At 70.7% G+C, this 20,299-nt stretch carries 22 protein-coding genes; 9 read left to right on the forward strand and 13 right to left on the reverse strand.

Annotation, left to right across the window (positions count from 1 at the left end):
* The first annotated feature begins 92 nt into the window (after positions 1-92).
* Positions 93-503: a zinc ribbon domain-containing protein gene (locus tag LT971_RS08455; protein ID WP_237006489.1), complete on the forward strand. Its 411-nt coding sequence runs from the start codon at positions 93-95 to the stop codon at positions 501-503.
* A gap of 33 nt (positions 504-536) precedes the next feature.
* On the opposite strand, the gene LT971_RS08460 is transcribed toward LT971_RS08455, so the two are convergent.
* Positions 537-1,700 carry a 3-dehydroquinate synthase II gene (locus tag LT971_RS08460; protein ID WP_237006490.1) on the reverse strand — a complete coding sequence of 388 codons (1,164 nt, stop codon included), beginning with the start codon at positions 1,698-1,700 and terminating at the stop codon, positions 537-539.
* Between the two features lie 102 nt (positions 1,701-1,802).
* Here LT971_RS08460 and LT971_RS08465 point away from each other — a divergent pair, with 102 nt between their 5' ends.
* Positions 1,803-2,105, forward strand: coding sequence for a hypothetical protein (locus LT971_RS08465; protein WP_237006491.1), 303 nt, complete (start codon positions 1,803-1,805; stop codon positions 2,103-2,105).
* Here the strand turns inward: LT971_RS08465 and LT971_RS08470 are convergent.
* From LT971_RS08470 to trpC, 4 genes are read right to left on the reverse strand one after another with little or no spacing between them, the layout of a single operon-like run.
* Positions 2,102-2,899 (reverse strand): 2-amino-3,7-dideoxy-D-threo-hept-6-ulosonate synthase, encoded by a 798-nt coding sequence (locus LT971_RS08470; protein WP_237006492.1) that lies wholly within the window; start codon positions 2,897-2,899, stop codon positions 2,102-2,104. The two genes, LT971_RS08465 and LT971_RS08470, sit on opposite strands and share 4 nt — an antisense overlap.
* 24 nt (positions 2,900-2,923) lie before the next feature.
* Entirely contained in the window at positions 2,924-3,778 is an 855-nt protein-coding gene (trpA, locus tag LT971_RS08475; RefSeq protein ID WP_237006493.1) for a tryptophan synthase subunit alpha, read from the reverse strand.
* Positions 3,775-5,073, reverse strand: a complete 1,299-nt coding sequence (gene trpB / locus LT971_RS08480) for a tryptophan synthase subunit beta (protein ID WP_237006494.1) — start codon at positions 5,071-5,073, stop codon at positions 3,775-3,777. Before trpB ends, trpA begins: the two co-directional genes overlap by 4 nt.
* On the reverse strand, positions 5,070-5,879 hold the full coding sequence (trpC, locus tag LT971_RS08485; protein WP_237007036.1) for an indole-3-glycerol phosphate synthase: 810 nt from the start codon (positions 5,877-5,879) through the stop codon (positions 5,070-5,072). The genes trpB and trpC overlap by 4 nt, the downstream gene beginning before the upstream one ends.
* 82 nt (positions 5,880-5,961) lie before the next feature.
* Between trpC and LT971_RS08490 the strand changes: the two genes are divergently transcribed.
* Positions 5,962-6,417 carry an MGMT family protein gene (locus LT971_RS08490; protein WP_237006495.1) on the forward strand — a complete coding sequence of 152 codons (456 nt, stop codon included), beginning with the start codon at positions 5,962-5,964 and terminating at the stop codon, positions 6,415-6,417.
* Here the strand turns inward: LT971_RS08490 and LT971_RS08495 are convergent.
* The 4 genes from LT971_RS08495 to lonB all read right to left on the reverse strand — a co-directional run bounded on the left by LT971_RS08495 (position 6,414) and on the right by lonB (position 12,480).
* Positions 6,414-8,015 (reverse strand): methyl-accepting chemotaxis protein, encoded by a 1,602-nt coding sequence (locus LT971_RS08495; protein WP_237006496.1) that lies wholly within the window; start codon positions 8,013-8,015, stop codon positions 6,414-6,416. The two genes, LT971_RS08490 and LT971_RS08495, sit on opposite strands and share 4 nt — an antisense overlap.
* A gap of 60 nt (positions 8,016-8,075) precedes the next feature.
* The gene (locus tag LT971_RS08500) at positions 8,076-8,735 is read right to left on the reverse strand and encodes a CPBP family intramembrane glutamic endopeptidase (RefSeq protein WP_237006497.1); all 660 of its coding nucleotides are present in this window, start codon (positions 8,733-8,735) and stop codon (positions 8,076-8,078) included.
* Positions 8,736-8,807: 72 nt separating this feature from the next.
* Positions 8,808-10,082: an MFS transporter gene (locus tag LT971_RS08505; protein ID WP_237006498.1), complete on the reverse strand. Its 1,275-nt coding sequence runs from the start codon at positions 10,080-10,082 to the stop codon at positions 8,808-8,810.
* 319 nt (positions 10,083-10,401) lie between these two features.
* The gene (gene lonB, locus LT971_RS08510; RefSeq protein ID WP_237006499.1) at positions 10,402-12,480 is read right to left on the reverse strand and encodes an ATP-dependent protease LonB; all 2,079 of its coding nucleotides are present in this window, start codon (positions 12,478-12,480) and stop codon (positions 10,402-10,404) included.
* 178 nt (positions 12,481-12,658) lie between these two features.
* Between lonB and LT971_RS08515 the strand changes: the two genes are divergently transcribed.
* Genes LT971_RS08515 through LT971_RS08525 form a run of 3 tightly spaced genes read left to right on the forward strand, consistent with a single transcriptional unit; the run spans position 12,659 to position 14,631 of the window.
* Positions 12,659-13,207: a nicotinamide-nucleotide adenylyltransferase gene (locus LT971_RS08515; RefSeq protein ID WP_237006500.1), complete on the forward strand. Its 549-nt coding sequence runs from the start codon at positions 12,659-12,661 to the stop codon at positions 13,205-13,207.
* A 48-nt stretch (positions 13,208-13,255) separates the two neighbouring features.
* Positions 13,256-14,011, forward strand: a complete 756-nt coding sequence (locus tag LT971_RS08520; protein WP_237006501.1) for an SAM hydrolase/SAM-dependent halogenase family protein — start codon at positions 13,256-13,258, stop codon at positions 14,009-14,011.
* 14 nt (positions 14,012-14,025) lie between these two features.
* Positions 14,026-14,631 (forward strand): trimeric intracellular cation channel family protein, encoded by a 606-nt coding sequence (locus tag LT971_RS08525; RefSeq protein ID WP_237007037.1) that lies wholly within the window; start codon positions 14,026-14,028, stop codon positions 14,629-14,631.
* Here LT971_RS08525 and LT971_RS08530 read toward each other — a convergent pair.
* A complete protein-coding gene (locus LT971_RS08530) occupies positions 14,615-15,961 on the reverse strand; it encodes an APC family permease (RefSeq protein ID WP_237006502.1) in 1,347 nt (448 codons plus the stop codon). The two genes, LT971_RS08525 and LT971_RS08530, sit on opposite strands and share 17 nt — an antisense overlap.
* 114 nt (positions 15,962-16,075) lie before the next feature.
* Here LT971_RS08530 and LT971_RS08535 point away from each other — a divergent pair, with 114 nt between their 5' ends.
* On the forward strand, positions 16,076-16,894 hold the full coding sequence (locus LT971_RS08535; protein ID WP_237006503.1) for an amidohydrolase family protein: 819 nt from the start codon (positions 16,076-16,078) through the stop codon (positions 16,892-16,894).
* A 31-nt stretch (positions 16,895-16,925) separates the two neighbouring features.
* Here the strand turns inward: LT971_RS08535 and LT971_RS08540 are convergent, their stop codons facing one another.
* The 3 genes from LT971_RS08540 to LT971_RS08550 all read right to left on the reverse strand — a co-directional run bounded on the left by LT971_RS08540 (position 16,926) and on the right by LT971_RS08550 (position 19,063).
* Complete coding sequence (locus tag LT971_RS08540) at positions 16,926-17,849, reverse strand: glycosyltransferase family 2 protein (RefSeq protein ID WP_237006504.1); 924 nt, start codon at positions 17,847-17,849, stop codon at positions 16,926-16,928.
* A gap of 47 nt (positions 17,850-17,896) precedes the next feature.
* On the reverse strand, positions 17,897-18,601 hold the full coding sequence (locus LT971_RS08545) for a class I SAM-dependent methyltransferase (RefSeq protein ID WP_237006505.1): 705 nt from the start codon (positions 18,599-18,601) through the stop codon (positions 17,897-17,899).
* Positions 18,602-18,664: 63 nt separating this feature from the next.
* Entirely contained in the window at positions 18,665-19,063 is a 399-nt protein-coding gene (locus LT971_RS08550) for a PPOX class F420-dependent oxidoreductase (protein ID WP_237006506.1), read from the reverse strand.
* A gap of 118 nt (positions 19,064-19,181) precedes the next feature.
* On the opposite strand from LT971_RS08550, the gene LT971_RS08555 reads away from it, so the two are divergent.
* On the forward strand, positions 19,182-19,451 hold the full coding sequence (locus LT971_RS08555; protein WP_237006507.1) for a helix-turn-helix domain-containing protein: 270 nt from the start codon (positions 19,182-19,184) through the stop codon (positions 19,449-19,451).
* 36 nt (positions 19,452-19,487) lie between these two features.
* On the forward strand, positions 19,488-20,288 hold the full coding sequence (locus tag LT971_RS08560; RefSeq protein ID WP_237006508.1) for an MBL fold metallo-hydrolase: 801 nt from the start codon (positions 19,488-19,490) through the stop codon (positions 20,286-20,288).
* Positions 20,289-20,299 lie beyond the last annotated feature (11 nt).

Raw genomic sequence — 20,299 nt, forward strand, 5'->3', positions numbered from 1 at the left:
GCCGGCGGCCGTCCGGCGAGGCGCCGCTGTCACCCGGGCCCGGCGTCGTCGCCTGTCGGTGGGTTTAGGGGTGCCGGGGAGAGACCACCGGTGTGGTCAACAGACGTGGACTCGTCGCGGGCGTGCTCGCCTTCCTCTACCCCGGTCTGGGACACGCGTACCTGCGGGCGTGGCTCCGGGCAGTCGGGTGGTTCGGGCTGGCAGTGCTGACGGCGGCGCTGGTCGTCCCCGAGTCGGCGTATCAGGCGTTCGAGTCCGGCGGCTTCCAGGGCCTCGTCGACGCCAGCGAATCCTTCGGGATGGAGGTCACGCTGAGCCTGCTGGCGGTGCGCGTGTTCAGCGTCCTCGACGCCTACGTGCTCGCGGTCAGGCAGTCGGCGCCGTCGGTGGCGGACGACCCCGACGCGAACGTGTGTCCGTCGTGCGGGAAAGAACTCGACGACGACATCGACTTCTGTCCGTGGTGTACGCAGCGCCTCGACGCGCCCGTGGACACCGAGTGACAACTGCTTGCGGCCGCCCGCTCGGTGCCGCGACTACTGTTCGATGATGCGTTCGTCGATGGCTTCGCCGAAGTGCCGGCCGCCCTCCTCGAGGTAGACGCGAATGTCGTCGCCGGCCTCGAGGTCCGTCACGGCCCTGCGACCGTCGGGGGTGGCGACTTTGATGGTCTCGGCGTTCTGCAGCAGCGTCTCGATGCGGTCGCCGGCCTCCGTCTCCGCCTCGACGCGGAACATCGGCCGCTTCTCGATTTTCGCGCGGCCGACGACGGCAGTGCGGGTGCGACCCTCGCCGTCGACGACCTGCACTTCGTCGCCGCTCGTGAGCTCCGCGAGGTACTTCGTGCCGCCGTCGGGCGTGCGGACGTAGGCGTGCACGGCACCCGCGTTCACGCGGAACGGCCGCGCGGCGACGTACGGCGACTCGGCGGTCTCGGCGTGCACGAAGAACAGCCCGCGGCTCATCGAGCCGACGAGCATCCCCTCGTCGTCGTCCATCAGGTTCCCGGTGTCGACGCAGACGCGGTCGGCGCTGCCGGCCTCCTCGACCGCAGTGACGGTCGCCCACGAGAGGTCGAGGCGCTCGCGGTCGGCGGCGTCCCGCGCGCTCACGGTGCGCCGGATCTCGTCGGGGTCGTCGCTGTCCAGCAGGACGGCGTCGGCGCCGATGTCCAGCGTCTCGAAGGCGGTCTCTGCCTCCTCGGCGGAGTCGACGCCCGCGACCAGCGTCGTCTCCTCGCCGATGCGCGCGATGAGGTTCTCCAGCGGGATGATGGTCCAGTCCTCGCCGACGACGATGGTGTAGTCGGCGTCGCCGGCGGCCTCCTGGGCGAACGACTCGTACTCCTCGCCGAGGATGCGGACGTACGCGCTGTTGGCGTGGCCTCGCCGGAGCGCCGACAGGTCCGCGCTCCCCGAGAAGTCCGAGGGGAGGTCGACGGTACCGTCGCCCTCGCCGCCCTTGCCGGCGACGAACGCGTCCGGTTCGGCGTCGTCGCCCTCGACGTCCTCGATGACGTCGGCGTCGTCGGTGGAGAACGCGGCGACGTTCACCGAGCCGAGTTCCCGCACCTTGGCGACGTCCTCGCGGTCGACGAGCACCCAGTCGACGCCGGCCTCGAGGCCGGCCGTGATGCGTCGCTTCCGGGTCTCCCAGTCGCCGACCTCGTCGTCGGCCTTCAGCCAGACGGACCGTGTCATTGGGGGAAGGTGGCGTGGTGCGGCCTAAAGCGTACCGGAGGACTCGGAGACAGTCGCGCCGGAAGGACACGATTTATGCGGCGCGGTCGCCGTGCGTGTGGCATGCCGACCCGTGAAGCGGAGAGCTTCCTCGCCCAGCGCGTGCCGCTCCCCATCGACGCCGCACAGTCGCTGAGCTGGGACCTCGGCAGCGAGCTCGCCGAGCGAAAACCCGAGCGCGCTCACCTCGAGCACGCGACCCGGAGCTGTTCGCTGACGGTGTTCGAGGCGACACCGAACACGGTCATCGCGCGGTTCCGGACAGCGGTCGGCCGGGAGTCTTTCTTCGGGCTGGCGACGACCGACGTCGAGGACGCGCTCGCGCACCTGCCCGGGGAGTGGCAGGTGACCGAGTCCGAGTTCTAGGCTTCGACCGGGAGGCCGGCGAGCCGCAGTGCCTCCTCCGGCTCTGCGTCGTCGTGGACGACCGCCGAGATGGCTGCCGTCATCGCGCCGGGGTCGTCGTGCTGGAAGACGGTGCGACCAGTGGAGACGCCGGCGGCGCCGGCGTCCATCGCGTCGCGGACGCCCTGGAGCGTCTCGCGGTCGCCGGCGGGGTCGCCGCCGGCGATGATGACCGGTTTTGCGGTGGATTCGACGACGCGCTCGAAGCTCTCGCGGCTGCCCGAGTAGGCGGTCTTGACGACGTCCGCGCCGACCTCTTCGGCGAGGCGGACGGCGTGGCCCAGACTCTCGGCGTCGTGTTCGTCGACGCCGGGGCCGCGGGCGTACGCCATCGCGAGCACGGGGATGCCGAGGCGCTCGGCGTCGGCGGCGACGTCCGCGAGCTCGGTAATCTGGTCGGGTTCGTGGTCGCTGCCGACGTTGATGTGGAACGAGACGGCGTCGGCGCCGGCGCGCACGGCCTCCTCGACGGTGCCCGTGCGGCGCTTGTCGTTCGTGTCCGGGCCTATCGTTGTGGAGGCGTTGAGGTGGACGATGTAGCCGGCGTCGTTCTTGTTCGGGTGGACGCGGGGCGCGATGCCCTTCTGGGTGAGGACGGCGTCCGCGCCGTTGCTCGTGACCTCGTGGATGGTGGACTCGATGTCGACGAGGCCGTCGACGGCTCCGAGCGTGATGCCGTGGTCCATCGGAATCGTTACCAGTCGGTCGGCTGTGCTGATGCGGTCGAGTCGTGCGGTCTTCCCGGCGTCAGTCATTGTCAACGAGTAGCAAGGGTTCGGCTATTTGTGTTCCGGTTCCGGCACGCCGGCGACGGCGCCCGTCTTCAGTTCGTCCGCGAGGGCACGCAGACGGTCGGCGACCTCGCTGGTTGGGTCGCCCGCTTCGGCGCCCTCGGCGACGATGTCGACGTACGCGCTCCCGACGATGACGCCGTCGGCACCGCTGGCGACGACCTCGCGGGCCTGCTCGCCCGACGAGATGCCGAAGCCGACCGCCTTCGGCGCGTCGGTGTCCCGGAGGCGGGCGAGCGCGTCCGGCGTGTCGTCACTGACCTCGTCGCGGGCGCCCGTCGTCCCGAGCCGCCCCTGCACGTAGACAAAGCCAGTCGTGCGGTCGAGCATCCGCTCGAGGCGCTCCTCCGTGGTCGTCGGCGCGACGATGAACACGAGGTCGAGGCCGTGCTCGCGGCACGCCTCGGCCAGCGGCCCGGACTCGTCGACGGGCAGGTCCGGCACCACGAACCCCGAGATGCCCGCCTCGGCGGCGGCGGCGACGAACTCCTCGGGCCCGGGCTCCTCACCAAACTGGTAGATGAGGTTGTAGTACGTCATGCAGACGATGGGGACGTCCACGTCCAGTCGGTCGACGAGGTCGAGGTAGACGTCCGGCGTCATCCCGGCGTCCAGCGCGCGCTTGATGGCGTTCTGGATGGTGGTCCCCTCCGCGACCGGCTCGCTGAACGGCAGCCCCAGTTCGACCACGTCCGTGCCGCCCTCGACGAGCGCCTCGACGTAGCGCTCCGTCGCGGCGGGCGACGGGTCGCCGGCGGCGACGTACGAGACCAGCGCCGGCTCGTCGTCGAACGCCGCCGCGAGGTCGCTGCGACCCCGGGTGGCATCGCTGGCGTCGCTCACTCCTCGAACACCTCCATGGTGGGTGCGCCGTCGATGTCTTTCGCCGCGGACTCCTCGATGACGGTGTCGAGGTCCTTGTCGCCGCGGCCCGAGACGTTCACGACCACCGGGCCGTCGCCCTCGTAGTGCTCGAGGTAGGCGACGGCGTGGCTGGTCTCCAGTGCGGGGATAATGCCCTCCTCCCGGGAGAGCCGGTGGAAGGCTTCGAGTGCGGCGTCGTCGTCGACGTTCACGGGCTGGACGCGGCCCTCGTCGACGAGGTGGGCGAGCTCCGGCCCGACGCCGGCGTAGTCGAGGCCGGCCGAGACGGAGTGTGACTCCACAATCTGGCCGTCGTCGGTCTGGAGGAGCTTCGTGCGGGCGCCGTGCAGCACGCCCTCCGTGCCCGTCGAGAGGCTCGCGGAGTTCGGCGCGTACCCCTCGTCCTCGTCCACGCCCAGGCTCGACCCGCCGGCCTCGACGGCGAGCAGGTCCACCTCGGGCGCCGGCTCGTGTGTGCCCTCGGGGTGTCCGGGGAGACTCGCGCTCCCGACGAACGCGCCGAACGCCCCCATCGTGTTCGACCCGCCGCCCGCGCAGGCGACGACGGCCTCCGGCAGCCGGCCGATCTGGTCGCGGGCCTGCTCGCGCAGTTCCTCGCTGATGATGGCCTGGAAGTCCCGGACCATCGACGGGAACGGATGCGGGCCGACGATGGAGCCGATGACGTAGTGCGTGTCCTCGACGTTCGTCGCCCAGTCACGCATCGTCTCGTTGATGGCCTCCTTCAGCGTGCCCGAGCCGACCGTCACCGGGTTCACGTCGGCGTCGTGCAGGCGCATCCGGAAGACGTTGGGCCGCTGGCGGTTCACGTCGGTGCGCCCCATGTAGATCTCGCAGGGCATGTCGAGGTAGGCGCACGCCATCGCCGTCGCCGTGCCGTGCTGGCCGGCGCCGGTCTCCGCGACGATGCGCTCTTTGCCCATGTACTTCGCCAGCAGAACCTGCCCGAGCGCGTTGTTCAGCTTGTGGGCGCCGCCGTGCAGCAGGTCCTCGCGTTTGAGGTAGACATCGGTGCCGTACTGCGCCGAGAGGTTCTCGGCGTGGCTCAGCGGCGTCGGTCGCCCGCCGAACTCGCGGATTCGCGCCCGGAAGTCGTCCACGAAGCCGTCCTCGTTGCCGAGGACGTAGCGCTCGTAGGCGTCGGTCAGCTCCTCGACCGCCGGCATCAGTACCTCGGGGACGTACTGGCCGCCGTAGTCCCCGAACGTTCCGTCCCGCTGTGTGCCGTCTGTCGCCTCGTCCTGTGTGCTCATGCAGTTACCAGCCTCCGGGTGTTCTCCCGCACGTCGCTGTTGCCGTCGCCGCTCTCGTCGCCGTCCGCCGGCTCACTTCCCGTCGCGTCCATGATTGCGCTCCCGACGAGCAGGCCGTCCGCGCCCGCCGCCCGCATCCGGCGGACGTCGGCCGGCGTGGAGATGCCGGACTCGGCGACGAGTGTCACGTCGTCCGGGGCGTGGGGTGCCACCGACTCGAAGGTGTCGAGGTCGACCTCGAGGGCCGCGAGGTCGCGGTTGTTCACGCCGATTACGTCCGCGCCGGCGTCGACGGCCCGCCGCAGCTCCTCGCGGTCGTGGACCTCCACGAGCGCCTGGAAGCCACGCTCGCGGGCCGCCGCGAGCATCGACTCGAGCTCGCCGTCGCCGTCGAGGAACCGCGCGATGAGGAGCACGGCGTCGGCCTCGACGGCGTCCAGTTGCGCCGCCTCCAGCAGGAAGTCCTTCCGGAGGACCGGCACGTCGACGGCGTCTCTGACCGCCCGCAGCGCGTCCGTACTGCCGTCGAAGTGCTCGGGCTCGGTGAGCACGGAGAGCGCGGCCGCGCCGCCGGCGACCATCTCGCGGGCGAGTTCGACCGGGTCGTCGTCGCGCTCGCCGTCCGTCGTCGGGCTCGTCGGCTTGACCTCGGCGATCACGGGCACGCGACCGTCCGCGGCCGCGTCGTCGAGTGCTGCCGGCAGCGACCGGGGCGTCACCGAGAGCCGCGTCGCTGGCGGGTCTCGCTCGCGGGCCGCGGTGAGAATCGACTGCACCGCCGGCGCCAGCGCCGAACTATCGTCCATCATTGTACATCGATGCACTACTCTGTACATAAGGCTTGCGTCGGTCGGGAGGCTCAAGACCCGCAGGCACCACGCTGTCCCCATGAGCGCCGCCGGCATCTACGCCCGCGAGTTCGACTCCCTGGACTGCTTCGTACAGCTCGGCGTCGCGGGCGACCGCGTCATCAGCGTCTCCTTCCCCCGCGAGCGTCCGATAGACGCCGGCACCGACCACGAACTACTGGACCGCGTCGGCGACTACCTCGCCGGCGCCGAAGACGACTTCGCGGACGTCCCCGTCGGGCTGACGCTCCCGACCGACCAGCGCCGCGTCCTCGAGGCCATCCGGAACGTCCCCTACGGCGAGCGCATCGACGTCGAACTCGCCGCCCGAATGACCCCCGACCTCGACCACGACAGCGAGGACGGCCGGCGAACCGTCCGGGACGCCCTCACCGCCAACCCCGTCCCGCCGTTCGTCCCCGACCACCGCGTCGACGGCGCACCCAGCGGCGCCCCCGACCGCGTCGCACGGGCCTTCAGAGAGCTCGAAGCCTAGTCGCCCGCGCGCTCGGTCGGCTGCCGCCGGTGTCCCTCCAGATTCGCCGCCTCCACCGCCGATAGCGTGAACGACGACAGCTGGTCGTCGAGAGTCGTCGTCCGGTCCGCGAGCGTCTCGACCCGGTCTGTAACCGTCTCCACGACCTCGCGCTGGCGTCCACCGGCCGACACGGCCGCCGCCGCGACGTCGGTCGTCTCCTCGCTCTCGGCCCGCACCTCGCTGGTGACGGCCGCCACCTGCTCGGCGGTCTGCGCCTGGTCGTCGGCCGCCGACGCGATGGACTGCACGCCCTGCTCGGCGTCCGACACGGCGTCGACGGCGTCCCCGACCGCGTCCACGGTCTCCTCGACGGCGTCCACGCCCGCGTCGACGCGCTCGTCGGTCGCCTCGATGGCGTCCGCGACGGCCTCCGCCTCCGCCTCGACCTCGTCGATGGTCGCCGCGATGTCCTCGACGGCCTCACCGGTCTCCCCCGCGAGGTCCTTGACCTCGTCGGCGACCACGGCGAACCCGTCGCCGTCCTCGTCGGCACGGGCGGCCTCGATGTTCGCGTTCAGCGCCAGCATGTTCGTCTGCTCGGCGACGTCCTCGATGAGTTCGACCATCTCCCGGATGCGGTCCATCTCGCCGACCAGCCGGTCGACCGCCTCCCGCGACGTCGACATCTCCGCCTGAATGGCTTCCATCGCGTCGATGGCCGCCGTCGCCGACTCACCACCCTCACGGCCGAGCTCGGCCGCCCGCGACGCGTCGGCCGCGACCTCGTCGGACTGCGCCGCCACCTCCTCGACGGTCGCGGACAGCGACTGCACCTCCGACTCCACCTCACCGAGGCGCTCGCGCTGGGCCACGACCGCGTCGTCGATGGCTTCCACCGCCTCCACTGCGCGCTCGTTCGCGTCCTCGGCGTCGGTCGTGTCCTCGGCGAGCGCTGTCGCCGTCTCGTCGACTGCCGAACCGAACCGCCGCACGTCGCCGAGGGTCGCGTCGAGGTCGGCCAGCATCTCGTTGCCCGCCTCGGCGATGCGCGCCATCGGCCCGCTGTCGGTGTCCTCGTCAAGCCGCACCGTGAGGTCGCCGTCCGCCGCCACCGACAGCGTCTCCGCGTACGCGTCGGCCTGCGCCTCCAGCGACTCCAGGAGGGCGCGCGTCTCCTCGCGTGCCGCCTCGGCCTCCTCCCGGGCCGATTCGGCGGCCTCCGTCGCGTCCTCCGCCTCGGCCTGTGCGCGTTCCGCTTCCTCGATGCGCGACTCGAGGTTGTCTCGCACGTCGGTCAAGGCTGCGGCGAGGTCACCGAGTTCGTCCCGCCGGTCGTCGTCGAACGTCGCCGAGAAGTCGCCGTCGGCGAGCCGCTTCGCGTTCGCCGTCATCTCGTTGGACGCCCCGATGAGTTCGAAACTGACGACGAGCACCATCGAGACCATCGTCACGAACGCAATCAACCACCCGCCCAGCGCGGGCACGAGTGCCCCGGGGAACACGGCGGCGATGACCACCAGTGCCACCAGCGAAGCCACGCCGTAGCTCGCCAGCACCTCGTACAGCATCCGCTCCTGGACACGAGCCGGGAACAGTTCGACAGGATCCACGTTCATGGGCTGCCACTCACCACTAGATAGGCATAATGTTGTGCAATACGTATCATGTATTGACATTTACTGCGCGTGGACGCCGAACTCGACGGCGTTCACGACGTAGTGCGCGACCACAGCCGCGAGCAGGCTGTCGGTTACGATGAACACGCCCGCCAGCACCAGCCCCAGTAGCGCCGTGACGGTCACCCCAGCGACACCCTGCGCGGTGTGGGAGGCGCCGAAAAGGACGCTTGCGGCCACCGCGAGCAGCCACGGCGACACCCCGAGCCCGGTCGCGAGCGCCCCGACGAGCACGCCACGGAAGAGCAGTTCCTCGAACCCCGCGACCACCGGCAAGGCGACGAAGAAGAGGAACACCCACCCCCGGGGCGTCTCGGGCGTCAGCGCCGCCCGGAGTGACTCGTCGTAGCCGGCGCCCGCCGCGTCGAACACTCGTGCGAGCGCGTCGTTTCCGGCGGCGAGCGCGACGCCAGCGCCGGCGCCGACGGCCGCCGCTTCGACGGACAGTCCCGGCCGGACGGCCGACAGCGGCACCGACGCCAGCCACCCAGCGGCCGCCACGACGACGCCGAGCACGACCTGCGTGCCCGCCGTGTTCGCCAGCAGCGCGACCGGCGGCAGGTCGACGCGGTCGAGCAGGCGGGCGGACCGCCGCGTCATCGCCACCACGGCGACCGACAGCACCACCGCGAACGCCCCGAAGGCGACCCAGTCGGTCATCGACAGCACTGACGGCCCGCCCCCTCAGAAGCGTGACGGTCCCTGGTGCCGAGTGGAAGGACACGCACGCTGTCAGTCTGCCGCAGTCGGCGCCAGACTGTCGTCCTCGTCGCCGTCCTCGCTGCCGTCGCCCGCGCCCGTGGCCCGGACCGGGTCGACGGCTAGCCAGAGCACGCCGCCGACGCCGGCGAGCGCGACGCCCGTCGCCGCGAAGAACCACAGCGGCCCGAGGGCGTCGACGAATCTACCGCTGACGAGGGTCGCCGTGCCGGACGCCAGCGACAGCGCCATCGACGCGCCCGAGAGCACCGTCGCGCGGCCGACGTCGGCGATGCGGTCGTTGAGGTACTGGTCGCGCAGCGGCCGCACCACGGTCTGGACGCTGCGGTTCAGGAAGAACACGGGCACGACGAGCGCGGGAACGAACGCCACGCTCGCGTACGCCAGCCCGTACACCGGCACGAGCAGCGCGAACACGCGTCGCGTCCCGAGCGCGTCCCGGACCCAGCCGGCGGTGCTGGCGGCGCCGGCCGAGACGAGTTTGAACGCCGCGAACATGCCACCGAGCGCGGCGACCGGGACGCCGACCTGCTCGGCGACCGGGGACTCGTAGGGACGCGTCACCGCGAACAGGACGTGGAAGACGGCGACGTACGCGACCACCCAGCGGACTTCGGGGCGGGCGGCCTGCACGCGGAGCATCTCGACGGCCTCGCGCACGGTGAAGGCGTCGTCCCCCGGCCGGTCGTCGTCGTCGCCGGCCGCGTCGTCGACGCTCTCGGGGTCCGCGCCGACGGCGGCGGCGGGCAGCGACAGCACGAGCGGGACGCCGACCGCCGACAGCGCGGCGTTCGCGAGCAGCGGCACCGCCCAGCCGAAGCCGACCAGCCAGCCGGCCGCGACGGCCGTGGCGGCCGACGTCAGGAGGACGACGGTGCTGCCCCGGCCGCTGAGCCGGGTGTACTCGTCGTCGTCGCCGTCGGCGGCGAGGAACTCGTAGAGCCACGCCTGCTCGGTGCCCGAGCGGAACGCCCAGCCGAACGCCCAGACGGCGTACAGGACGACGTACTGGGTGGGCGTCTGGAGGAAGACGAAGACGCCGAGCGCGCCGGCGCTGATGGCGTTGCCGGCGGCGAGGCTGGCCCGTCGGCCGATCCGGTCCCCGAGGTAGCCGGTGGGAATCTCGGCGGCGAGCAGCGCGAACGCGAACACGCCCTGCGTCAGGCCGACGACGCCCCACCCGAACTCCCGCTGGAGGTAGAGCAGGCCGACGGGGAGGTAGAAGCCGTACGCGGTGGTAGCGAGGTAGGCGTAGTACCGCCAGAGCGTCCGTCGGTCGGCGTCCATCGAACGGAGACACGGGAGTCACCGCAAAAGTCGTTCCCGAGAGCCAGTTTTAGTAGAAAATTCGACAAGAAGGTGTGCGCAGCCTGATTCCACAGCCGGCAGACTATAGCAACCTCGAAACCCGGTGGGCTACGGCAATCTCCACACCCGTGGCTGTCCGAGAATACCCACCGCGAGCGAACGGAGTGAGCGAGCGGGGAGTTTTTGGCGTCCTGCTGAGCGTAGCGAAGCAGGGCTCGGGAGATCTGTGCTCTCCCGGCGTAGCTTTTTGCGAGAGAGGTCGCCGGAGGCCGCCTCTCGAAGTAAAAAGGTACTACTTCTACTGCGGACTCGGGCTGCCGCCAGTCGTCCCGGATTCGGCGCCGCCCTCGAGGGCCTTGCCGGTGATGGACTTGAGGCGGTCGACGAGCGAGTCCTTCTCGGGTTCGCCGACGAGCGCGACGTCGAGCACTTCCGAGATGTGGGAGACGGGGATGATCTCGATCTGTTCCTCGTACTCGTCCTCGATCATCACGTCGTTCTCGTTGGCCTTCGGGATGATGACGCGGCTGCAGCCGGCCTTGGCGGCGGCCTCGATCTTGTGGGTGACGCCGCCGACCGGGAGCACGTCGCCGCGGACCGAGAGGCTGCCGGTCATCGCGAGGTCCTGTGCGACGGGAATCTCCTCCAGCGCGCTGATGACGGCCGTGGCGACCGTGATGGAGGCGGAGTCGCCGTCGACGCCGCCCTCGCCGGCCTGCACGAACTGGATGTGGGTGTCCTTCTCGGACATGTTCTCGTCGCTGAACTTCTTGATGATGGCGGAGACGTTCTCGACTGCCTCCTCGGCCATCTCCTGGAGCTGGCCGGTCGCGTAGATGCGGCCCTCCTCCTGGCTCTGTGCGGGCGTGATCTCGGCCATCACGGGCAACATGATGCCGGAGTCGCCGCCCATGACGGCGAGGCCGTTGACGCGGCCGACCGCGTCGCCGTCCGAGACCTTGAGCTCGTAGTCCTTGCGGCGCTCGATGTAGTTGTCCACGAACTGCTGTTCGATGGACCGCGAGCGCTTCTTCGCCTCGAGGACGTCGTCGCGGCGCGTGAGCTCGTGGCCCTCGGAGCGCGCGATGTCGCCGGCGACCCGGACGAGGCCACCGAGGTCACGCAGCTTCAGCGTGAGGTGGTCCTTCCGGCCCGCACGGCGCTTCGCCTCCAGGATGAGCTCCCGGACAGCCTCCGGGTGGAAGTGCGGGAGGTTCCCGTCCTTGTCGACCTCCTGGGCGATGAACCGCGCGTACTTCCGGCGCATCTCCGGGGTGTCCTCGATGGTGTCCTCCATGTACACCTCGTAGCCGTACCCCTTGATGCGGGAGCGCAGCGCCGGGTGCATGTTCTCCATGGCGTCCATGTTCCCGGCGGCGACCATGATGAAGTCACACGGCACCGGCTCGGTCTGCACCATCGCACCCGAGGAGCGCTCGCTCTGGCCAGTGATGCCGAACTCGCCCTCCTGGATGGCGGTCATCAGCTTCTGCTGGGACCGCACGTCGAGCGTGTTGATCTCGTCGATGAACAACACGCCCTTGTTGGCTTTCTGGATGGCGCCGGCCTCGACCCGGTCGTGGCTCGGCGTCTCCATGCCGCCGGACTGGAACGGGTCGTGGCGGACGTCACCGAGCATCGCGCCGGCGTGGGCGCCCGTGGCGTCCTCGAACGGCGCGACCTGGCGGTCGGCGTTGTTGATGAGGAGCTTCGGCACCATCGCGTCGCTGCCCCGGTTCGAGTACCGGAACGCGAGGTAGATGACGCCGGCCGCCAGAATGCCCAGAAGGGGCTGGCGGGCCATCAGCAGCGCGTACCCGACAACCAGCAGGATGATGATCCACATGAGGAACGACCGCATCTGGTTGCGTTTGCGGGCTTCCTCCTGGTGTGCCTCGACGATCTGTTCGCCCTTCCCCGCCGGGACGGTGCGGACCTTCGGCTCGTTGGAGTCCTCGGGGTTGTGGTAGACGAGGACGTCCTGCAGGCTCTCCTTCGGGAGGAGGTGGCTCATCGCCTTCGCCAGCAGGGACTTCCCCGTGCCCGGGGACCCGATCATCATCACGTGGCGGTGCTGTTTCGCCGCGCGCATGACGATCTCGCGGGCCGCCTCCTGCCCGATGACCTGGTCGACGAGTCGGTCGGGGACCTTGATGTCCGACGTGTCGTCGATTTTCAGGCCGCCGAGCAGGTCGTCCTCGGCGTTTTCTTCGTCAATGGACACGTCGCCTTCGACGCCGACGTCACTCCCGAGGTCCTCCAGGTCCTCGACGTCCTCACGGACGTCGGGCTCGGGACCGCCCTCTCTGGGGCCGTCGTCCTGACCGTCGGGGGGGTCGTCGCGAAGGGGCGCGTCCTTCGTCGATTCGTTGCTCATAGAAGTTGGTTCGACACCAGAAACCACGGGTGGGCGACTGATATACTTTCTCCCTCGAAACGTCACCTAATCGGCCGTTTTCGCCGCCTTCGGGCCTCCTACTCCACGTTCGGAGTTTGGGGTGTCGGGCCGGACTCGCCATTCTTATGGTCGCCGGTCGGGTTCGTCTACGCGAGAGATGACTCGCGGGTTCTACATCGGCCGGTTCCAGCCGTATCACGCCGGCCACCACCGCGTCGTCGAACAGATCGCCACAGAGGTCGACGAGCTGGTGGTCGGCATCGGGAGCGCCGGCGACTCCCACTCGGCCCGGAACCCGTTCACGGCCGGTGAGCGGATCGAGATGATCACGAAGGCGCTCGTGGACTTCGACCTGGTGACGTACGCCGTCCCCATCGAGGACCTCGACCGGAACGCCGTCTGGGTGAGTCACGTGCAGTCGATGAGCCCGAAGTTCGACGTGGCGTACTCGAACAACCCGCTCGTGATTCGGCTGTTCGACGAGGCCGACGTGGAGGTCCGGCAGTCCCCGATGTACGACCGGGACGTCCTGGAGGGCGCCGAAATCCGCGACCGGATGGTCGAGGGCGGCGACTGGGAGAGCCTGGTGCCGGACGCCGTCGAGGAGGTCGTGGCGGAGATCGACGGCGTCGAGCGCATCCAGCACGTGACCGACACGGACGCGAACGGCGAGGACCCGAACAGCGACGACCCGAACCCCGAGTAGCGCGCGGAGGGCGGGGGCTTTTCGGTCGGCGCGTTCCAACGCCAGCACATGATAACGCTGAGTTCCGACTTCGGGTCGCCGTATCCGGCGGCGATGAAGGGCGTCGCGCTCCAGTCGACGGACGCCCGGCTGGTGGACGTCGCCCACGACTTCCCCCGGCAGGACGTGCGCGCGGCGGCGTTCTGGCTGCGGGAGGTGCTGCCGTACTTCCCGCCGGCCGTCCACCTGGTGGTGGTCGACCCGGATGTCGGCACGGATCGTGCGGCCGTCGTGGTGCGGGCGGGCAAGCACGCGTTCGTCGCGCCGGACAACGGCGTGGCGGTTCCCGCCGCCCGCCGCATCGCCGAGGACGTCGAGGTGTTCGAGCTCGACGTCGACGACCCGGCGAGTTCGACCTTCCACGGCCGGGACGTGTTCGCACCGGCGGCAGCTGACGTTCACGAGCGTGGCGTCGACACGTTCCACCAGTACCCCGGGTACGAGCGTACCGACGACTACGAGGCCGTCTCGTTCCCGGAGCCCGAGCTGGCCAGCGACGAGATCGTCGGCGAGGTGCTGGTCGTCGACGGCTTCGGGAACGCCGTCACGAACGTCCCCGGGCGCGTGCTCGACGGCCGGTTCGGCGACGAGGTACGGGTAGACGGTGAGCCGGCGCCGGTCGCGCGGTCGTACGCGCACGTCGGCGCCGGCCAGCGGCTCGTCACGGTCGGCAGCCACGGGAACGTCGAACTCGCCGTGAATCGCGGGCGCGGCGACGACGCGTTCGACGTCGCCGTCGGCGACGAGGTGGCGGTGTCGTGGTGACGCCGTTCGACGTGATGAACGCAGTCGGGCTGGTCGCGTTCGCCACCGTCGGCTCCCTGAAGGCCGTCGACGCCGAGTTCGACGTGCTCGGCGTCGCGGTGCTGGGCGTGCTGACGGCGCTGGGCGGCGGCGCCACCCGGGACGTGCTCGTCGGCCGGATGCCGGCGATGCTGCAGTCCACCACCGACGTCGGGTTCGCGCTCGGGGGCGTGCTGCTGGCCGTCGTGCTGGCGCGGCGCCTCGGCACCGGCCTGCTCGACCACCCCGCCGTCGTCGTGCCGGACGCCGTCGGGCTGGCAGCGTTCGCCGCGACGGGTGCGCTCGTCGGCGTCGAAGCCGGCGCGTCACCGTTCGGCGTCGTCGTCCTCGGGACGATTACGGGCGTGGGCGGCGGCCTCGTCTCGGACGTCCTGCTGCAGCGCGTGCCGTTCGTGCTCGCCGAGGACTTCTACGCCACCTGCGCCGTCACCGGGAGCGCCGCTCTCTGGGCCGTCACGGCGGCCGGCGGCTCCCCGACCGCCGGCACCGCCGCCTGTGCGGGGCTGACGTTCGCGCTGCGCCTGCTCGCCATCAGGTTCGACTGGCGGCTGCCGACGGTGCGGCTCAGCGCAGCGACGTAACCGCGCTCTCCGCCTCGGCCAACTCCTCGGAGAGCGCTTCACGTTCGAAGTACAGCAGTTCGACCGCGACGGCGCCGACCCCGAGCACGAGCACCATCCAGAACGTCTCCGGCTCGCGCGTGTAGAGATTCCACAGCATCAGCGGCGCGAAGCCGAGCGCGCCGACGGCGCCGACCGCGGGCGGCAGGGGGTGGGCATCGGCGCTCTCCCGCTCGTGGAACGCGAGCGCACTCACGGCACCGAACACGACGACGAACGCCAGCGACGCGAACGACGTGACGGCGCCGAGGCTCCCCCAGGCGGCGAACGCGGCGGTGAGCGTGCCGAGCACGACGACTGTGCGCTCGGGGACGCCATCGGCGTCGGCGTCCCCGAGCCTGTCGGAGAGCAAGTCGCCGCCGAGGAGCCGCTTCGCGAAGTGCGCCGCCGAGAACAGGGTGGCGTTGATGGCGCTGCCGGTGGAGAACAGCGCGGACGCGGAGATGACGGCGAACCCGGCGGAGCCGAGGCCGACCTCCGAAAGCATCGTCGAGGCGGCCTGCCCGAGCGCGACGTGAGGGTTGTTCCGCAGCGCCTCGGGCGCGAGCGAGACGGTGACCACCGCGACGAGGACGTAGACGGCCACGGCGACAGGAATCGAGACGGAGACTGCTCGCCGGATGGTTTCGACGGCGTCGGCGATGGACTCCTGGTCGTAGAAGAGGAGCTGCCAGCCCTGGAACGCGACGAAGGAGATGGCGGCCGCGACCACCGGGTCCGTGGACCCCAGCCGGCCGGCGCCGAGCGTCAGTCCGGACTCCGGGACACCGAACGCGTACGCGAGACCGCCGACGCCGAACGCCACGAGGACGCCGACCTTTACCGCGACGAGTCCCTCCTCGACGGAGCCGGTGGTCCGGGTGCCGGCGAGGTTCAGGGCGACGAACAGGGCGACCGCACCCACTGCGACGGCGGGGCGCAGCGGGACGCCCGCGATGCTCTCCGGGACGCCCCGGAACGTCAGGGCGAACTCCGCGAACGCCGAGGCGTACATCGCCATCGAGCCGACGTATCCGAACAGCAGCGTCCAGCCGACGACGCCCGCCAGCGTGTCGTTGCCGAGGGACCGCTGGACGAACGAGACGGAGCCACCCCCGCTGTCGCCACGGGCGTTCAGGACGTGGTAGGAGTAGGCCGCACAGGCCGCGACGACGCCCGCGAGCACGAACCCGACCCACGTCGCTCCACGAGCGATGCCTGCGACGACGCCGAGGACAGCGTAGATGCCGCCACCGATCATGCCGCCGAGCGCGATGGCAACGCACCCGGCGAGGCCGAGCTGGTCGCTCATCGTGTCGGCTCCCAGAGCGGTGTCGCGGCTAAAGGTTGTGGCCGGCTGGCCGCGCGTCGGCTGCGGTGTACCTGCACCGTCAGACCGATATGGCCGGCCGGCGAGCACTTCCGCATGCTGGAACTGGAGCACGGGTTCCGGGTCGTGGACTGCCACGCGCGACTCCACGCCGGCCCGGGCCGACCCGTGCGCGGCCGGACCATCGGCGGCGAGGACCTCGAGCGCGAGATGCACCAGGCCGGCATCGTGCGCGCCGTCGTCTTCCCCGGCCCGCAGAAGGGCGAGCAGGGCTACCTCCGGGCGAACAACGCCGTCGCCCGGCAGGCAGTCGAGCGGCCGTTCATCGCGTTCGCGCGCATCGACGGCCCCCGCGACCCAGGGGACGGCGCGACGTCGACGCTCCGGAACTTCACCTCGTCCCGCGACGAGTGGCAGACCAGCCCGGAGGACATCGAGCAGTACGCGTACGACGACCGCTTCCACGGCTTCAAGCTGGACCCGACCCAGGACGGGCTGCCGGACGGCGACGTGCTCGACGTGCTCGACGACGTCGGGCTACCGGTGCTCGTGCACGGCGGCCGGGAATTCCCGCCGGGCGCCCTCGAGGACGCCCTGCTCGACCGAGAGTTCCCCGTGGTGCTGGCGCACTTCGGCGGCCACCCGCTGGACCGCGAGCTGATGCGGGAGGCCATCGAGTTGCTCGACCGCCACGACGACCTCTACCTCGACACGGCCGCCGTCCGGTACCGGGAGCTGCTGGAGCGCGCCATCGTCGAGCACCCCGACCGCGTGCTGTTCGGGTCGGGCGCGCCCGCCACCCACCCGAACGTCGCGCTGATGGAGCTGCTGACACTCGACGTGACGGAGGACGCGATGACGAAAGCGTTCGGCCGGAACCCCAGCCGCGTGATTCCCGGCCTCGACAGCGAGTAGCCGGCGGTTTTCCGCCTGCCAGCCGGACGAGTTACTGGCCGTCGTGGCGGGCGTGCACGCGATCCATTCGGGCGGAGACGCCGTTCGGGTTCCTGCGGGGCGTCCGGTCGGCGACGCGCGCCGAGAGTCCGTCCTGTCCGCCGCGCCAGAGGTTCGGGAGGACGGCGGCGCCCGCCGCCGCCCACTCGGAGAGCTCGGCGTCGCCGCGAGCGACGTCCGCACCGACGGAGACGGCGTCGCCGGACGCGTGCCGGAAGACGCGCGCGGCGATGCGGGGCGTCGCGCCGTAGTTCTTCGCGAGCCGGTAGGCGAGCGCCCGGTACTTCAGCCCCCACGGCGACTCCTCGGTGTCCTCGGGGAGCCGGTGCTGGATGTCGTCGCGCTCGTCGCGCAGCACGCAGACGTTCGGCGCCCACGCTACCTCGCGGCCCATCCCCGCGAGCCGGTGGGCGGCGTCCCGGGCGGCGCCCGTCTGGAGGTACTCGTCGAAGCCGTCCAGTTCCTCGAGCGCGTCCCGGGTGAGCGCGACGTTTCCGCCGTCGAAGAACGTCACGTCGCGGCCCGAGATTGTGCGTCGCTCGACGGCTTCCGTCGTCACGCCGCCCTCGACGTCCCGGTGGACGGGGCCGGTGACGGCGTCGGCGCCGCCCGCGACGGCGTCCGCGACGGCGCCCGTCCACGCCTCCCGGACCTGTGTGTCCTGGCCGACGAACGCCACGACGTTCCCGCTGCTCGCCGCGATGCCGGCGTTCCGGGCGGCGTTGAGGTTCCGCTCGGAGAGTTCCAGGAGCACGTCGACGGCGTCGTGACTCCGGACTGTCCCGGACGTGCCGTCGACTGACGGCCCGTTCGCGACGACGACCTCGGCGGCTGGCGCGTGGGCCGCGAGCGCGTCGAGCGCCTCGACGAGCGCGTCCCGCGCGTTCAGCGTCGGTACAACCACCGAGAGGTCCATACCCCGTCCGTTCGGAGCCGCCGGTAAAAACGTCCCGGCTCGGAGCCCTAGACGCGTGCGTCCCAGTACGACACCGACGCGAGGGCCTCGCCGAACGGCGTCGCGCCGACAGCGGTGTCCGCGCGCCGGAACGGCCGGGCCACCCAGTCCGGGACCTCCCGGTAGAAGCCGTACGGCGCGACGAAGTCGTGTTCGTCGTTGACGAGCGTCAGCCCGGCCTCACCGACGAGGTCGTGGACCTCCCGGGAGCCGTAGAGCCGCGACCCCATCGGGAGCAGCCAGTTGTACAGCGACCGCGTGCTGAACCGCTTGAACGTGTCGAAGAACACCTGGTTCTTCGAGACGCGCGCCATCTCCGCGAGGTACTTCGCCGGCGTGTCCGCGAGGTGGAAGAATCGCATCGCGAACACTGTGTCGAAGTGGTCGTCCGGGAACGGCAGCCGGCCGGCGTCCCCGCGCATGAACTCGATTGTGTCGGCAACGCCCGCCTTCTGGGCCTTCCGACGGCCCTCCTGGAGCATCGGCCCGGAGATGTCCAGACCCGTGATGTCCGCGCCGCGCTCGGCCAGCATGGTGGTGAACCGGCCGGTACCGCAGGCGATTTCGAGGACGCGGTCGCCCTCTACGCGCCCGAGCGCGTCGAGTACTGCCTGCTTCTCCCGGCGGTCGATGTACCGGCCGCCGCGAGAGAACCGCTTCTCGTCGTACTCTTCGGCGACCTCGGTGGCCTGGTACCACTCCTGTCCCTTCACGCTTCTATCGCCACGTGGTGGGCGGGCCGTTAAAACCGTACTGGAACGCCACGCCGCCGGCCCCTATCCGAACACGCGCGTCGGTTCGATGCGGACGAGCACGCGGTCGCCGTCCTCGTCGCCGTGGTGCGGGTACTCGTCTTCGCCCATGTAGCGCTGCGCGAGTTCGTCGATGTGTTCGACGGCGCCTTCGGTGGTGTGTTCGACGACGTCGCCCTGGAAGCCGACGTACCGGTAGGGGTCGTCGGGGTCGAGGATGCAGCCGCCGACGCGGTCGTCGCCGCGGACGTTCTTCTCCTTCCGTCGGCCCTCGGCCGTGTTGAACAGGACGTGGTCGGCGTCGTGGTCGTAGTCCACCCAGACCGGCGTGACGTGGGGGACGCCGTCCGGGGTGAGTGTGCCGAGACTCAGAAACGAGCGGCGCTCGAAGAGGTCGTGGTACTCCTCGGGTATGGCAACCATGTCGGGAGGTCACTTCCCACGCTGGTAAATCGACCGGGTGAGCCCGCCTAATACAATATAAGGAATTAAGTTACACGGGTAGACAACCTTTACCTTCCTCAGTGTGGCAAATGCTGCCATGAGCCTGTCCGCGACGGAGGCCGAGTCGGCGCCTGCAGACGACGAGGAATTCCGCGACCGCCTGAGCGAACTCCCGCCGAGCGCGAAGCTCGTCGCGAAGGTCCTGGAGATCGACTCCCCGCTCTCGCAGGGAGAGCTCGCCGAGGAGTCGCTGCTGCCCGACCGCACGGTCCGCTACGCGCTGAACCGCCTCGGCGAGGAAAGCCTCGTCGAGTCCCGGTACAGCTTCGAGGACGCCCGCAAGCAGGTGTACTACCTCGCCGACTGACCGGGCTTTTTCTCCCCGCAGGCCCTGCGTAGCGGCGTGTTCGAACGCCGGCCGGCCCCCGTCGACACCCGCGCCCCCCACGGCTCGACGAACGCGTACCTGCTGAGCGACGGCGGCAGCGAGCGCGTGCTCGTCGACCCTGCCGCGCGAACCGACGCGCTCGACGAGGCCACCGAGTCCGGCGGCGTCGACCACCTCGCAGTCACGCACGCCCACCCGGACCACGTCGGCGCAGCCGCCCACTATGCTGGAAGCACTGGCGCGACGGTGTGGGCCCACGCCGGGTTCGCCGACCGCTTCGAGCGCGAGACGGGCGTCGTGCCGGACCGGCTGTTCCGCCCCGGCGACGAGCTCGGCGCCTCCGGCGTCGTCGTCCTCGACACGCCGGGCCACGCGCCCGACCACGTCGCTTTCCTCGCAGACGGCGAGGCCGCCACCGGGGACCTCGTGTTCGCCGACGGCAGCGTCTTCGTCGGCGCCGTCGACGGCGACATGCGCGCCTACCTGAGTTCCCTGCGACGTCTCGCCACCCGCGACCTCGACCGTCTCCACCCCGGTCACGGCCGTCTCCACCCCGGTCACGGCCCGCCGGTCGAGAACCCACGCGAGCGTCTCCACGCGCTCTACGCGCACCGCCGCGACCGCGAGCGCCGCGTGCTCGCCGCCGTCGCCGACGGCTGCAGCACCGTCGACGCCATTCTGGACCACGCCTACGACAAGGACCTATCGGGCGTCCGCGACCTCGCCGGGCAGACCGTGCGAGCGCACCTCGACAAACTGCTGGTCGACGGCCGCGTCGACTGGGACGGCGCGCACGCCTATCCGGTCGAGGACTGAGCGTCGCCAGC

This window comes from Halobacterium rubrum (genome assembly GCF_021729015.1).
In the GTDB taxonomy this organism is placed as follows: Archaea; Halobacteriota; Halobacteria; order Halobacteriales; family Halobacteriaceae; genus Halobacterium; species Halobacterium rubrum.

Bases quoted from the DNA above. Each gene is read 5' to 3' on its own strand.
- LT971_RS08460 (WP_237006490.1), bottom strand. From the start codon at position 1,700: ATGACACGGTCCGTCTGGCTGAAGGCCGACGACGAGGTCGGCGACTGG.
- LT971_RS08465 (WP_237006491.1), top strand. From the start codon at position 1,803: ATGCCGACCCGTGAAGCGGAGAGCTTCCTCGCCCAGCGCGTGCCGCTC.
- LT971_RS08470 (WP_237006492.1), bottom strand. From the start codon at position 2,899: ATGACTGACGCCGGGAAGACCGCACGACTCGACCGCATCAGCACAGCC.
- trpB (WP_237006494.1), bottom strand. From the start codon at position 5,073: ATGAGCACACAGGACGAGGCGACAGACGGCACACAGCGGGACGGAACG.
- trpC (WP_237007036.1), bottom strand. From the start codon at position 5,879: ATGGACGATAGTTCGGCGCTGGCGCCGGCGGTGCAGTCGATTCTCACC.
- LT971_RS08490 (WP_237006495.1), top strand. From the start codon at position 5,962: ATGAGCGCCGCCGGCATCTACGCCCGCGAGTTCGACTCCCTGGACTGC.
- LT971_RS08495 (WP_237006496.1), bottom strand. From the start codon at position 8,015: ATGAACGTGGATCCTGTCGAACTGTTCCCGGCTCGTGTCCAGGAGCGG.
- LT971_RS08500 (WP_237006497.1), bottom strand. From the start codon at position 8,735: ATGACCGACTGGGTCGCCTTCGGGGCGTTCGCGGTGGTGCTGTCGGTC.
- LT971_RS08505 (WP_237006498.1), bottom strand. From the start codon at position 10,082: ATGGACGCCGACCGACGGACGCTCTGGCGGTACTACGCCTACCTCGCT.
- lonB (WP_237006499.1), bottom strand. From the start codon at position 12,480: ATGAGCAACGAATCGACGAAGGACGCGCCCCTTCGCGACGACCCCCCC.
- LT971_RS08515 (WP_237006500.1), top strand. From the start codon at position 12,659: ATGACTCGCGGGTTCTACATCGGCCGGTTCCAGCCGTATCACGCCGGC.
- LT971_RS08520 (WP_237006501.1), top strand. From the start codon at position 13,256: ATGATAACGCTGAGTTCCGACTTCGGGTCGCCGTATCCGGCGGCGATG.
- LT971_RS08525 (WP_237007037.1), top strand. From the start codon at position 14,026: ATGAACGCAGTCGGGCTGGTCGCGTTCGCCACCGTCGGCTCCCTGAAG.
- LT971_RS08530 (WP_237006502.1), bottom strand. From the start codon at position 15,961: ATGAGCGACCAGCTCGGCCTCGCCGGGTGCGTTGCCATCGCGCTCGGC.
- LT971_RS08535 (WP_237006503.1), top strand. From the start codon at position 16,076: ATGCTGGAACTGGAGCACGGGTTCCGGGTCGTGGACTGCCACGCGCGA.
- LT971_RS08540 (WP_237006504.1), bottom strand. From the start codon at position 17,849: ATGGACCTCTCGGTGGTTGTACCGACGCTGAACGCGCGGGACGCGCTC.
- LT971_RS08550 (WP_237006506.1), bottom strand. From the start codon at position 19,063: ATGGTTGCCATACCCGAGGAGTACCACGACCTCTTCGAGCGCCGCTCG.
- LT971_RS08555 (WP_237006507.1), top strand. From the start codon at position 19,182: ATGAGCCTGTCCGCGACGGAGGCCGAGTCGGCGCCTGCAGACGACGAG.